The organism is Actinopolymorpha cephalotaxi (assembly GCF_013408535.1).
GTDB lineage: Bacteria > Actinomycetota > Actinomycetes > Propionibacteriales > Actinopolymorphaceae > Actinopolymorpha > Actinopolymorpha cephalotaxi.
The window spans coordinates 4,408,760-4,421,037 of sequence record NZ_JACBZA010000001.1 but is presented as its reverse complement, the minus strand read 5'-3'; the positions used below and the strand labels follow the sequence as shown (position 1 = coordinate 4,421,037).

11 protein-coding genes are annotated in these 12,278 nt (G+C 68.1%); 4 read left to right on the top strand and 7 right to left on the bottom strand.

Annotated features, from left to right (window positions below):
- Positions 1–14: 14 nt before the first annotated feature.
- From FHR37_RS19565 to FHR37_RS19545, 5 genes are read right to left on the bottom strand one after another with little or no spacing between them, the layout of a single operon-like run.
- Positions 15–917 (bottom strand): carbohydrate ABC transporter permease, encoded by a 903-nt coding sequence (locus FHR37_RS19565; RefSeq protein WP_237768926.1) that lies wholly within the window; start codon positions 915–917, stop codon positions 15–17.
- The gene (locus FHR37_RS19560; RefSeq protein ID WP_092885219.1) at positions 914–1,897 is read right to left on the bottom strand and encodes a carbohydrate ABC transporter permease; all 984 of its coding nucleotides are present in this window, start codon (positions 1,895–1,897) and stop codon (positions 914–916) included. Before FHR37_RS19560 ends, FHR37_RS19565 begins: the two co-directional genes overlap by 4 nt.
- Before the next feature lie 5 nt (positions 1,898–1,902).
- On the bottom strand, positions 1,903–3,453 hold the full coding sequence (locus tag FHR37_RS19555) for an ABC transporter substrate-binding protein (RefSeq protein WP_092885217.1): 1,551 nt from the start codon (positions 3,451–3,453) through the stop codon (positions 1,903–1,905).
- Positions 3,454–3,474: 21 nt separating this feature from the next.
- Positions 3,475–4,485, bottom strand: coding sequence for a Gfo/Idh/MocA family protein (locus tag FHR37_RS19550; protein WP_092885215.1), 1,011 nt, complete (start codon positions 4,483–4,485; stop codon positions 3,475–3,477).
- A complete protein-coding gene (locus FHR37_RS19545) occupies positions 4,482–5,243 on the bottom strand; it encodes a sugar phosphate isomerase/epimerase family protein (protein WP_092885213.1) in 762 nt (253 codons plus the stop codon). The genes FHR37_RS19550 and FHR37_RS19545 overlap by 4 nt, the downstream gene beginning before the upstream one ends.
- A gap of 219 nt (positions 5,244–5,462) precedes the next feature.
- Here FHR37_RS19545 and FHR37_RS19540 point away from each other — a divergent pair, with 219 nt between their 5' ends.
- The 4 genes from FHR37_RS19540 (at position 5,463) to FHR37_RS19525 (ending at position 10,338) form a co-directional block, all read left to right on the top strand.
- Entirely contained in the window at positions 5,463–6,680 is a 1,218-nt protein-coding gene (locus tag FHR37_RS19540; protein WP_092885211.1) for an ROK family transcriptional regulator, read from the top strand.
- A 67-nt stretch (positions 6,681–6,747) separates the two neighbouring features.
- Positions 6,748–7,269 (top strand): MarR family winged helix-turn-helix transcriptional regulator, encoded by a 522-nt coding sequence (locus tag FHR37_RS19535; protein ID WP_092885209.1) that lies wholly within the window; start codon positions 6,748–6,750, stop codon positions 7,267–7,269.
- Positions 7,266–9,326 carry a chloride channel protein gene (locus tag FHR37_RS19530; protein WP_092885207.1) on the top strand — a complete coding sequence of 687 codons (2,061 nt, stop codon included), beginning with the start codon at positions 7,266–7,268 and terminating at the stop codon, positions 9,324–9,326. Before FHR37_RS19535 ends, FHR37_RS19530 begins: the two co-directional genes overlap by 4 nt.
- 22 nt (positions 9,327–9,348) lie before the next feature.
- Positions 9,349–10,338, top strand: coding sequence for a cytochrome c oxidase assembly protein (locus FHR37_RS19525; protein WP_237768938.1), 990 nt, complete (start codon positions 9,349–9,351; stop codon positions 10,336–10,338).
- A gap of 3 nt (positions 10,339–10,341) precedes the next feature.
- Here FHR37_RS19525 and FHR37_RS19520 read toward each other — a convergent pair whose 3' ends face one another.
- Positions 10,342–11,178: an LLM class flavin-dependent oxidoreductase gene (locus FHR37_RS19520; protein ID WP_092885484.1), complete on the bottom strand. Its 837-nt coding sequence runs from the start codon at positions 11,176–11,178 to the stop codon at positions 10,342–10,344.
- A gap of 54 nt (positions 11,179–11,232) precedes the next feature.
- On the bottom strand, positions 11,233–12,252 hold the full coding sequence (locus FHR37_RS19515; RefSeq protein ID WP_092885205.1) for an aldo/keto reductase: 1,020 nt from the start codon (positions 12,250–12,252) through the stop codon (positions 11,233–11,235).
- Between the last annotated feature and the right edge of the window lie 26 nt (positions 12,253–12,278).

Genomic DNA, 12,278 nt, shown 5'->3' with positions numbered 1-12,278 from the left:
GTTGCTCCCTTCGGTCACTGCTTCACCGCACCGGCGATCCCCTCGACGAAGTAGCGCTGAAGCAGGAGGAACACCACGACCACCGGAAGCAGGCTGATCGTGCTGGCCGCGTTCATCTGTGCGTAGCTGGTGTAGTTCTCGCCCTGGAACGAGTAAACCGCGACCGCGAGCGTGCGCAGGTCGGGCTGGCTGAGGGTCAGCACCAGCGGGAGCAGGAAGTCGTTCCAGCTGGCGATGAACTGCAGGATGACGACGGTGGCCGTCACCGGCTTCGCCAGCGGGAGAAAGACCCGCACGAAGATGGTGAAGAAGCCGGCGCCGTCCATCGTCGCCGACTCCTCGAGTTCCTTCGGGAGCTGCCGGAAGTACCCCGCGTAGAGAAGGAGCTGGATGATGTGCGCCTGGCCGCTCTCGGCGATGATGATCCCGAACAACGTGCCGTCAAGGTGGAGTTTCCCGATCAGGTCGAAGATCGGGATGATCGTGTAGCCCTGCGGAAGGAAGACGAGGGCGCCGAGTACAGCGACCAGGATTCGCCGTCCGGGAAAGGCGTACCGGCCGAGGACGTACCCCATGGTGGCGGTCGTGAAGACGACGATCGCTACGCCGCCGAAGGTCACGACGACCGTGTTGAGGAAGTAGCGCCCCATCTCGGCATCGACCCACGCGTCGGTGTAGTTGCTGAAGAACCACTTCGTCGGGAAGAGCCCGAGACCGGCAAAAACCTTGCCGTTCGGGCGCACCGACGCCGACATCATCCACAGGAACGGATAGATCCAGGCCAGGGCGATCGGCGTGAGGATCGCATAGGTCACCATCCGCCTGACCCGCCCCCGCGGGCGCGGCCGACTCACACCGGCGCTGGGGACGCCCATCTTCGCCCGGGAGCCCCGCGCGGTCAGCTCGGGGGTGGTCATCGAGATTCCGCCGGGGTTCCGGGCCCGCGGCGCAGCCTGCGGACTGCGGTGATCTGGGCGACGGCGAGCACGATGAGCAACAGGCCGAACAGCACGCCCGCGGCGGAGGCGTACCCGAGCCGCTGCGCCGAGACCTGGCCCTGGGCACCGAAGGCCGTTCGGTAGATGTACAGCTCCATCACCTCGGTGGAGAAGTACGGGCCGCCGTGGGTCAGCGCCTGCATGAAGGCGAACACCTGCATGTTTCCGACCAGCACGATGAGCGTGATGATCACCGCGAACGGCGTCAGCAGCGGCGCCGTGATGGAGACGGAGCGCCGCCACCAGCCGGCTCCGTCGACCTGGGCTGCTTCGTACAGCTCCGACGGAATGGTCTGCAGGCCGGCGAGCCAGTAGATCATCGGCTGGCCGAACCACTTCCAGACGAAGATGCCGATCGCGGTCCACATCACCAGGTGCGGGTCGGTGAGGAAGCCCACCGGGCGCTCGGTGAGGTGGAATGCGCGCAGCACCTCGTTGGCAGGGCCGTTGAAGGCCGAGAAGACCATGCTCATGACGATGCTGACGATGGCTGTGGTGGTGACGACAGGAACGAAGAACAGCGTCCGGAACAGCGGAGCGAGTCGTAGCGACCGGTCGTTGAGGACGATCGCGACGACCAGTGACAGCAGGAGTTCGACGGGTGTCGCAACCCCCGCGAACCACGCCGACCGCCCGAACGCCTTCCAGAAGTACTCGTCGCCCATGAGCTCGCGGAAGTTCTGCCAACCGACGAAGTGCTTCGCCTGCTCGAAGCCACTCCAGTCGAAGAACGCGTAGTACCACGACATGACGAGCGGGTAGAACGAGAACATCACGATCAGCACGAGCCCGGGAAGCATCAGCAGGTAGCAGGGTCGGGCCGCCCAGATGCGCCGGCGCAGCGAGCCGTGGGGCTCTTGCCCTGTCGGCTCTCGACGTACGGCGGAAATCGACGCCATCGTGCTCAGTCCTGGTAGAGCTTGGTGTAGGGAGCGCGCGGGTTCCAGTCCTTGAAGACCCAGTCGTCGCGGGAGACCTTGGCGCCGCGTGAAGCCGCTTTCTTGATGGCGTCCTCCAGCGACTTCTCCAGGCGATCCTCCATCTGCTTCATCGCCTGCGCGACGCTGCCGCCGATCCGTCCGGTGTAGAGGCCGACGAGGGTGTCGCTGAACGTCGGCTGTGCCGGAACCTGCACCTCGTAGACCTTGCTGACGTCGGGGTTGCGTACGGCGGGTTCGGGCCGGATGACGGTGTGCTTCGCGCCGAGGTCCATGGCCTTCTGCTGCAGCTCGTCCAGCCTGGCCTTCTTGATCGCTTCCGGGAACGACGGCGGATCGGCCGCGCCGTCGTAGTCGGCCCACCGCACCTGGCCGGTGGCGCTGGAAAGGTAGGTCATGATGTCGCCGATGACCGGTCCCAGTTTGGTCTTGCTGGAGTACACCCATGCGTTGGATCCGCCGGGCCCGAACGTGAGTGGCCAGATGTTGTCGGGGTTCTGCTGTGGCGGAATGTTCAGACCGAGGTGGAAGTCCGGGTTGTCCTCCCGCCAGGGAAGGATGTTCCACGGCCCCTGGAACATGATTCCGGCCTGACCCAACGGCATTCGTGACCGTGCACCAGGCGCGTCGAGGTTGACGGAGTCCGGGTGGGCGCTGCCGTCCTTCCTGATCGCCAGCATGAGTTCGATGGCCTCGACGACGGTGGGGTGGGAGACGTTGTACCTGCCCGTTCGCCAGTCGATGCCGTCGGCGCCACCGTGCACTCCGGCCATCTCGCACAGAGTGCTGACCGGCCCGGACAGCCCGCCCGGCTGGGCGAGTCCGAAGATGATCCCGTAGTACTTTCCGTTGCCCTGCTTGGCGACCGTCCTACACACCTCGCGCAGCTTCGACCAGGAGATCACCTCCGTGTCGAGGTCTGCCCCGACGTCCTTCACCAGGTCGCGGTTGAACAGCAGGAGGTTGTTGATCCGGCCGTTGCCGGTGAGTGGCAGTCCGTACGTCTTGCCGTCGAAGTCGGTCACGCCGGGAGCGAAGGAGTAGCTGGGGTAACGCGCCTTCACCTTGTCGAAGTCGGGGATGATGTCGTCGTACGCGCCGATCCAGTGGTTCGAGACGGCCATCCCCATGGTGATCTGGCCCGGCAGCTGGAACACGTCGGGCACGGTCCCGTTCCGCACGCCCAACGTCACCACCTGGGTGATCTGGTTCCAGTTCGTGCCGTCGTACTTCACCGAGATGTTCGGATGCTTCTTCTGGTACGCGGGGAAGAACTTCTCGAAGAAGCGCGCCTTCATGTCTCCGGAGTCCATCCAGCGCAACCGGACGTTGCCGCTCGGCAGCTTGGTTGCCGCGTCCGGGATGTTGAACGCCGACGAGGACTTCCGGCGGGCGGGCTGTCCCGCACCGTCCCTGGTGGGTTCGGAGGTGTCGACGCAGGACGCGGTGACCAGGCCCACGCCTCCGGCGCCGACGAGGTGCAACATTCTTCGCCGGGAGATGGGTCGATCACGCATGTCACAACCTCCTGTGGGGCTTCACAGCGGCATGATGGTGGCGTCGTCGGGTGGGTTCGTCATGAAGTCCCGCAGGTCCACCATCTGTTTGGTGACTGCCGAGTAGTTGGCGGCCAGCGAGACGCCGATGCTCTGGGCCGACTCGCGGGCGGTCGCCCGCACCGCGGCCGGATCGTTGCGCCGAACGATCGTCATGAACTCCTGGTCGATGTTCCAGCCGACTCGGGCCGCGGTCTCCTCAGGCGGAACTCCGCGACGGAACACCGTCGCCTTCGCGAGGTTGACCCGGACCAGAACCTCCCGGGCGGCGACGTCCACACCGTTCGATCCCGGAATCCCCGGGAACAACGCGTAGGTGGAATGGACGCTTCCGGCGGCGCCGTTGGCGAACCCCAGCGTGACAGCGCTGGCGTCCCAGTTCGGCAACTCCTCCTCGGGAATCGCGTTGTCCGCGTACGCCGCGAAGACGGTGTCGACGTCACCGGCCAGGAAGCGCATGAGATCGATGAGATGCGTCGCCTGCTCGAAGATCTGGCCACCGCCGGTTCGCCGGTCCCGGATCCAGGGGAGAGGCGGGATCGTCCAGTACCACCATCCGGCCAGCATGGTCGGCGGGAGTCCGCCCAGTGCGTCCCGTGCCACGTCGGTCAGCGGACTGTAGCGCCACTGATAGCCCACCGTGCAGAGGACGCCGTGCCGCTCGATGACCTCCACGGCCGCGGTGGCCGCGGTCACCGACGGGGCCAACGGCTTCTCCACGAACACGTTGATGTCTCGCTCGGCGGCGAACGTGAGCTGGTCGAGGTGCTCGCCGGCGGGCGTACAGAAGTACGCCACGTCCGGCCTGGTCCGGTCGAGCAGTTCTCGGTAGTCGACCGATCCGGTTCCCCCGAACTCCGCGGTGAAGTCCTCGACCGTTTCCGCGCGCACGTCGGCTGCACCCACGATGCGCACGTCCGGGATCTCTGTCAGCTGCTTCGCGTGCAGGCGACCCATGCGGCCGGCTCCCACGACTGCGACCGTGATGGTCATGGTCGGGCTCCCTCACGCAGGTGCCGAACGCTCCGGCGGAGGTCTTCCACGTCGTCGACCGGTCGGCACTCCAGGCCCAGCCAGCCCGTGTAGCCGCAGTCGTCCAGAGTGGCCAGGACGGCGCCGAAGTCGATGTCACCGCCCCCGGGTAGGCGTCGTTCGGTGTCGGAAAGATGTACCAGGGCGAGTTGCTCACCGGCGGCCTTGATCATCTCCGGGATGTCCTGGCCTTCGCGCTCGCAGTGGTAGGTGTCGACCATCGTGGCGATGCGAGGTGACCCGATCGCGTCACAGATGCCAGCACCCACACCGGGATCGGTGAGGAAGTGGGTCTCACCGTGGTTCAGCGGTTCGATCGTGACCCGCACGCTGAGGTCGGCGATCCGTTCCGCGATCTCGGCGAGACTCACCATGAGCACGGCGGTCTCCACATAGTGCAAGGGGAGCACCGGTTCGAAACCACGGAGTCTCGCCGCACCGAAGACCGGCACCACGATCAGGTTGGACGCGCCAACGGCATCCGCGGTCTCGGCGTACTCGACCACCCTGCCGACCGCGCCGGCACGGTCTTCGGCAGCGGCGGACAGCAGGCCCGGCTCGCGGAGCTGGGAATAGATCGCGCCCACCGGAACGCCACTGTCGGCGAGTCTGTCACGCGCCGACGCCTCGCTGACGGTGGCCATTCGCAGGTCGATGCCGTCGAGTCCGGCTTCCCGGACGAAGTCGAGCTTGTCCTCGATCGGACGCTGGCCCAGCATCTGTTCCGCACAGGAAAGTCGCACGGCCAGGCACCCCCTTGTAGGTAAGTGGGGCTGGGGAATTGCGGACTGAACCTACGGAGCTGCAGAACTGCAAACGCTTGAGGTCGATCGATCGATCGGGATTGATTGAGTGATTGTTGCAACCAACTCTGGTCGGTTAACGTATTGATCACTTTCGACCCTGTCAAGGGTGGTGGACGCAGGAGGTCGAAGAAGATGCGGCTCGCCAACGAGTACTCCGGCGCCAACCACCGCAGCGTGAAGCAGAGCAACCGGGCGGCGGTCTTCCGTGCGATCCACCGGATGGGACCGATCGCACGTGTCGACCTCGCTCGGGCGACAGGACTCAACCCGGCAACGGTTTCCCACATCGTCGAGGAGCTCATCGCCTCCGGGCTCGCGAGCGAGACCGGTGTCCGTTCCCCGCAACGCGCCGGTCGGCGGCCGATCACCCTGGAGATCAACCCGACGGCCCGGTTCGCCGTCGGGCTCGATCTGGCCAGGAACACGATCACCGGTGCGCTGGTCGACCTGTCCGGCGTGGTACATGCCCGGATCGAGCAGGAGGCCGACAGTCCGTGGCGGGAGGAGACGGCAGTGCCGATCGGCAGCCGGGTCGTCGAACGTCTGCTCCGGCCCCTGACGTCCCGGCAGCGCGACGGGGTGGTGGGCATCGGAATGGGTATCCCCGGACCGGTGAGCATCCGCACGGGCAGGTACCTCGCGCCTCGTTCGTTCGACTCGTGGCGGGCCGTCGCGCTGGCCGCCGAGCTCGAGCGCCGGTGGCACCTGCCGACCTGCGTCGACAACAACGCCAACACGAGTGCGCTCGCCGCGTTGTGGTTCGGCGCGGGACAGGGAACGCAGAACTTCGTCCTGCTCAATCTCGGCGTCGGCGTGGGAACCGGCCTGGTCCTTGACGGTGACCTCTACCGCGGCAACCACGACCTCGCGGGGGAGGCCGGCCACCTGAGCGTCGACCTCGACGGTCCACGGTGCGCGTGCGGCAACAACGGCTGCCTGGAGACGTACGTCTCTGTCCCCCGGGTGCTGGAGGCCGTACGATCGCGTTCACGGCCAGGGCGAAGGGGGCGCGCCACGGACCTGACGCTGCCCGAGGCTGTGACCGCACTGCACGCCGGCAACCCGCACGTCGTCGACGTCTTCGCGGATGTGGCCAGGCACCTGGCCGCGGGCATCGTGACGATCATCTACACCCTCGACCCCGAACTGATCCTGCTCGGCAGGGAACTCTCCGCTGCCGGTGACGCACTGGTCGTCCCGGTTCGCGAGGAGGTCCGCAGACGGATCTTCCCGGCAATGCGGGACGCCGTTCGGATCGAGGTGTCGAACCTGGTCGACGCGCCCACGATCGGAGCCGCGACCCTGGCGTTGCGGGAGATCTTCCACGCGCCGCTCGGCGGCCGCGCCTGAGCGGGTTCTCGCCGTCCCGGCAGGAACCGATGCAACGCGGATAATTGCGAGTTGCAATAATCGCGCAGTGCATGAATCAGGCGAGGACCCCGAAGGTGTGGTCGACGCGTTGATCACGGCCAGCCGTGCGCTGGTCGCGGTGGCTGCCCGTTCGGTGGCCGATCTCGGTGACGTGACCCTTCCGCAGTACCGCGCGCTGGTCGTTCTGGCCGGCCGAGGGCCTCAGCGTGGGGTCGATCTCGCGGCAGAGCTGGGCGTCACACCCTCGACCGCGACCCGGCTGATCGACCGCCTGGTGAAGGCGGACCTGGTGGACCGGCAGCCCCTTTCCGGCGACCGCCGTGCGGTGGAGGTGACGCTGAAGCCGGCCGGCAAGAGATACGTCGCCAAGGTGACACGTCGTCGCCGAGAAGAGATTCGCCGCATCGTCGCGCGGATGTCGCCGCAGGAGCAGGCGGGCGCCGTGGCCGGGCTCCGTGCGCTGGCGAACGCCGCCGGCGAGGTGCCCGAGCAGCAGTGGTGGCTGGGATTCGAACAGCTCGAACGGTACGAACAAGACGAGGAAGTGGAGGGCGAGCACCGCTCGTGAGTGTGGAACCGATCTCACCTGTCGTGGTCCGGCGTCCGTCCAGCCGGTTGAGCCGTGCCTTCGACTGGCTGCGGGGCACCCCTGCCGGGCTGGTGCCGCTGGCACTGGTCGTCGGTCTCGGTGCCGGGCTGGGCGCCGTCGCCTTTCGCTACCTGATCCTGTGGTTCACCGAGTTCTTCAGCGGCCACGCCGACTACTCCGGCGCCGGCCATGCCGTGAACCATCTCGTACCACGCCTCGGCATGTTCTTCGTCGTCCTTGCACCGGTCGTCGGCGGCCTGATCTACGGGCCGATCGTGTATCGCTTCGCCCGCGAGGCGCGCGGCCACGGAGTGCCCGAGGTGATGCTCGCGGTGGCCGAACGCGGTGGCCGGATCGCCCCACAGGTCGCGGTGGTGAAGGCGCTGGCATCGGCACTGTGCATCGGGTCCGGTGGCTCGGTCGGCCGGGAGGGCCCGATCGTGCAGATCGGTTCGGCACTCGGGTCGAGCCTCGGCCAGCTCGTACGACTGCCGGAGAAACGCCTGCGCCTGTTGGTGGCCTGTGGCGCCGCCGGCGGGATCTCGGCAACGTTCAATGCCCCGATCGCCGGCGTCTTCTTCGCGATGGAACTCATCCTGAACGACTTCGGCGCGGAGTCGTTCGGCGCGGTCGTCCTCACCTCGGTGACGGCGGCGGTGATCGGCCGCGCGGTGTTCGGCGACGCACCGTTCCTGCACCTGCCGGCGTTCCACCTCACCTCGCCGGCGGAGTTCGTGACGTACGTCCTGCTGGGTGTGCTCGCGGCGGTCGTCGGACTGGGTTTCGTCAAGATTCTCTACGGTTTCGAGGACCTCGCCGACCGGATCTGGCGCGGACCCGAGTGGCTCCGCCCGGCGGTCGGTGGCCTGTTGCTGGGCGGGGTGCTGCTGGTGCTCCCGCAGATGTACGGCGTCGGCTACCCCGTCCTGGCCGGGGCAGTCGAAGGCCACTACGTGGTGTGGTTCCTGCTCGTACTGCTGGTGGGCAAGGTGATCGCCACCAGTCTCACCATCTCGATAGGTGGCTCCGGCGGAGTCTTCGCGCCGTCGCTGTTCCTCGGCGCGATGGCGGGCAGTGCGTTCGGCCTGGCCGCGCACGCCGCGCTGCCGGGGCTGGTCGGATCTGCCGGGGCGTACGGACTGGTCGGCATGGGTGCGGTCTTCGCCGCCACCTCGCAGGCGCCCATCACCGCGGTGATCATCATCTTCGAGCTCACCGGCGACTACTCGATCATTCTTCCGCTGATGGCCGCGGTCGCGGTGGCGACCGCCCTGTCCAAGCGGCTGTCCCGGGACACCATCTACACGCTCAAGCTCCGCCGCCGTGGCATCGACATCCTGCGGGGCCGTTCGGCCAGCCTGCTGGAGACGCTCACCGTCGCCGAGGCGATGCAGCCGGTCCCGGCGCCGCTCGCCCACGACGCGCCGCTGGACGACGTACTGTCCCGGCTGGCCGAGGGCGGTGACCCGGCGGTACCGGTGGTCGACGCGCAGGGCGCCTACCGCGGAACGATTTCCGTACGCCAGGCGGAGGCCGCGGCCCGGGACAACGAGCTCGACGCCACCGCCGCCGACCTGGCCACCGCCGTGCCCGCCCTGTCCGGTGCGCAGACCCTGGCCAGCGCGCTGAGCCTCCTCGACAACGCGGAGGACGACGGGCTGCCGGTACTCGCCGACGACGGCAGCGAACTCGTCGGCTGGCTCAATCACCGGCAGGTGCTGACGCGGTATCGCCGCCAGCTCGCCGACGTGGCCGAGGACGCGCGCTCCGAGCCGCGCAAGCTCGGCGGGTTCCGGGTCGTCGGGCTCACCCTGGACGGCAACGCGGGCGCTGACGCCGACCTCGCCGGGCGCCGGATCAGCGAGGTGAACTGGCCGCCCACCACCCGGGTGATGGCGATCCGCCGGGACGACGCGACCGTGCCGGTCACCGGTGACACGGTGCTGGAAAACGGTGACCGGCTGAGCGTGCTGGTGCCTGCCGAGCACGCCGACGACCTGGGCGACCTCGCCCCGCGGCCGGTCGTGAACGTCTGATCGGCAGGTGTGCGTGGTGGGCATGGGCGGAATGAACGGTGGAATCAGCGGCGGCATGAGCGGGCCGATGTGGATGCCCATGCTCGCACCCACGCTGTCCCGGCTGCTCGCCTGGCATCCGCAACCGGTGCCGGTGTTCCCGGCCGGCTGCGCGATCGCCCTGCTGGCGTACACGTTCGGCATGGTCGTGGTGTGGCGCCGAGGCGTCCGCTGGCCCGTCGGCCGGTGGATCGTCTTCGCCGCGGGCCTGCTCACCGTGGTCGCCGTCACCGGAACCGGTGTCGGCGGGTACGGCATGGAGTTGTTCAGCGTGCACATGGTTCAGCACATGGTGCTGAGCATGCTGTCACCGGTCCTCCTGCTCCTGGGGGCACCGGTGACGCTCGCCCTGCGTGCGCTGAGGCCCGCGCCGCGTGGGCGCCGCGGGCCACGCGAGGTGCTGCTTGCCGTACTGCACAGCAGGGTCGCCCGGGTGCTCGCGTCGCCGTTCTTCAACCTGCCGTTGTTCCTCGTCAGCCTGTACGGGTTGTACTTCACGCCCGTCTTCGACGCGGCGATGTCGAACTGGGCTGGTCACAACCTCATGCTGGTTCACTTTCTTGCCGTCGGGCTGCTGTTCTTCTGGCCGATCCTCGGTGTCGATCCCGGACCGCATCGGGTGAGTCACCCCGTCCGGCTGGCCGAGTTGTTCGTGGGCGTTCCGTTCCACGCGGTCTTCGGTATCGCGGTGATGATGTCCTCGGGCCTGATCGCCGGCTTCTTCGCGCATCCGCCGGCTGCGTGGGGAGTCTCGCCGCTGCAGGACCAGTCCACCGGCGGCGGCATCGCGTGGGCGTTCACCGAGGTGCCCACCGCACTCGTCCTGGTGGTGGTGTTCCTCGACTGGTGGCGCAGCGACCAGCGCCTTGCCCGGCGCACCGACCGGGCCGCGGACCGGGACGACGACGCCGAGCTGACGGCGTACAACGCGCGCCTGCACGGCCTCGCCCAGCGCTCACCGCACGACCGTTGACCCTCAGCGGATGAGCTCGTCGGCGACCCATTGGGCGACGCCGGTGGGGTAGGGCGCCGAGAGGCTGAGGATGACGTGCCCGAAGCCGGCGCCGACCGCCTCGCCGATCGCGTCACGGGTGGTGCCCGGGTCGTCGTAGGAGACCGGCAGGTGGATCGAGCGGACGATCGAGGCGGGGTCGCGGCCGATCTCCCCGCAGTACTTGTCCAGCAGGGCGCTTCGCTGCAGGAGGTCGTCGACGGGACCGCCGCCGGGGATGTTCCACAGGTCGGCGTGTTCGGCGGCCACCCGCAGCGTCGCCGACGAACGGCCACCGATCATGATCGGCGGATGGGGACGCTGGACCGGCTTGGGGTTTCCGTACGCACCGGTGAGCTGGACGTACGTACCGTCGAAGTCGAACGGCTCGCCGGACGTCCACAACCGGCGGATCACCGTGCACGCCTCGGCGAGACTCCCCACGGCGTGTTCGGCGTCGTGGAAGGGCAGCCCGTGTGCGTCGTACTCGCGGCGCGCCAGCGGATGACTGGGACGTGACCCCGCCCCGATGCCGAAGTCGAGCCGCCCGCCCGACACGACATCGACGGTCGCGGCGATCTTGGCCAGTATCGCCGGCGGCCGGAAGCGGTTGCTGGTCACGAGTACGCCGAGCCGCAGCCGCTGGGTGTGTGCGGCAAGGGCCGAGAGCAGCGTCCAGCCCTCGAAGGTGGGCCCGTTCGGGTCGCCGAAGATCGGCATCAGATGGTCGAACAACCAGGCGTGCTCGATCCGCGGGATCGCGTCGGCCTCGCGCCAGACCCGCAGGATGTCGTCATAGTCGACCTGCGAAGGCGCGGTCATGATCCCGAAGCTGGGTTGGGATGTGTGGTGCGTGGGCACGTGTCGTCGGTCCTTTCAGCGGCGGCGCAGCGACGGGTCGAGGAGCGCGGGCGGTGTGTCGTGCTTCTCCTGCGGTGCCAGGTCCACGCCGGGTGCGACGATCTCGTCGATCGCGTCGAGGACGTCGGCGGAGAGCACGGTGTCGGCCGCGGCGAGCTGTGAGTGCAGGTGGTCCAGGGTTCGTGGGCCGACGAGCGCGCTGGTCACCGCGGGGTGCGCGGTGACGAATCCGAGCGCGAGCTGGATCATCGTCAAGCTGGCCTTGTCGGCGACCACGGCAAGCTGCTCGACCGCGTCCATCCTGGCCTGGTTGGCGGGGATGGTGGTGTCGAAGCGCTCCGGTAGCAGTTTCGAACGGTTGGTGGTGACCTCGCGGCCGGCGCGGACGGCACCCGACAGCCAGCCCGAGGCCAGCGGACTCCACGCCAGTACGCCGAGGCCGTACTGCTCGGTCACCGGCAGCACGTGCGTCTCGATCCCTCGTTGCAGGATCGAGTAGCTCGGCTGCTCGGTGACGTACCGGCTCAGGTGGTGTTCGCGGGCCGCCCACTGTGCCTGCACGATGCGATAGGCGGGGAACGTCGACGAGCCGAAGTAGCGGATCTTCCCCGCACGCTGCAGATCCGTCAACGTGGACAGGGTTTCCTCGTCGCTGGTGGCCGGGTCCCATCGGTGGATCTGGTAGAGATCCACGTGGTCGACGCCGAGGCGGCGCAGGCTGTTGTCGAGTTCGGTGACCAGCCAGCGGCGCGAACTCCCACGGTGGTTGCGTTCCTCACCGATCGGCAGGCCGGCCTTGGTGGCCAGCACGATGTCGTCGCGGCGGCCGGCGACGGCCTTGCCGACCAGATCCTCCGACTCGCCGTCGCCGTACTTGTCGGCGGTGTCGATCAGGTTGATGCCGCCCTCGAGGGCGGCATCAACGAGGGCGGTGGCCTCGTCCTGGGTCGTACGTCCGGCTCTGCCGAAGTTCATCGCGCCGAGCGCGAGGGTGCTGACCTGGACGCCGGTGCGGCCGAGGGTGCGGTAGTGCATGGGGGTTCCTCCACTGCGAGCGAGGG

Bases quoted from the DNA above. Each gene is read 5' to 3' on its own strand.
- FHR37_RS19565 (WP_237768926.1), bottom strand. From the start codon at position 917: ATGACCACCCCCGAGCTGACCGCGCGGGGCTCCCGGGCGAAGATGGGC.
- FHR37_RS19560 (WP_092885219.1), bottom strand. From the start codon at position 1,897: ATGGCGTCGATTTCCGCCGTACGTCGAGAGCCGACAGGGCAAGAGCCC.
- FHR37_RS19555 (WP_092885217.1), bottom strand. From the start codon at position 3,453: ATGCGTGATCGACCCATCTCCCGGCGAAGAATGTTGCACCTCGTCGGC.
- FHR37_RS19550 (WP_092885215.1), bottom strand. From the start codon at position 4,485: ATGACCATCACGGTCGCAGTCGTGGGAGCCGGCCGCATGGGTCGCCTG.
- FHR37_RS19545 (WP_092885213.1), bottom strand. From the start codon at position 5,243: ATGCTGGGCCAGCGTCCGATCGAGGACAAGCTCGACTTCGTCCGGGAA.
- FHR37_RS19540 (WP_092885211.1), top strand. From the start codon at position 5,463: ATGCGGCTCGCCAACGAGTACTCCGGCGCCAACCACCGCAGCGTGAAG.
- FHR37_RS19525 (WP_237768938.1), top strand. From the start codon at position 9,349: ATGGGCGGAATGAACGGTGGAATCAGCGGCGGCATGAGCGGGCCGATG.
- FHR37_RS19520 (WP_092885484.1), bottom strand. From the start codon at position 11,178: ATGACCGCGCCTTCGCAGGTCGACTATGACGACATCCTGCGGGTCTGG.
- FHR37_RS19515 (WP_092885205.1), bottom strand. From the start codon at position 12,252: ATGCACTACCGCACCCTCGGCCGCACCGGCGTCCAGGTCAGCACCCTC.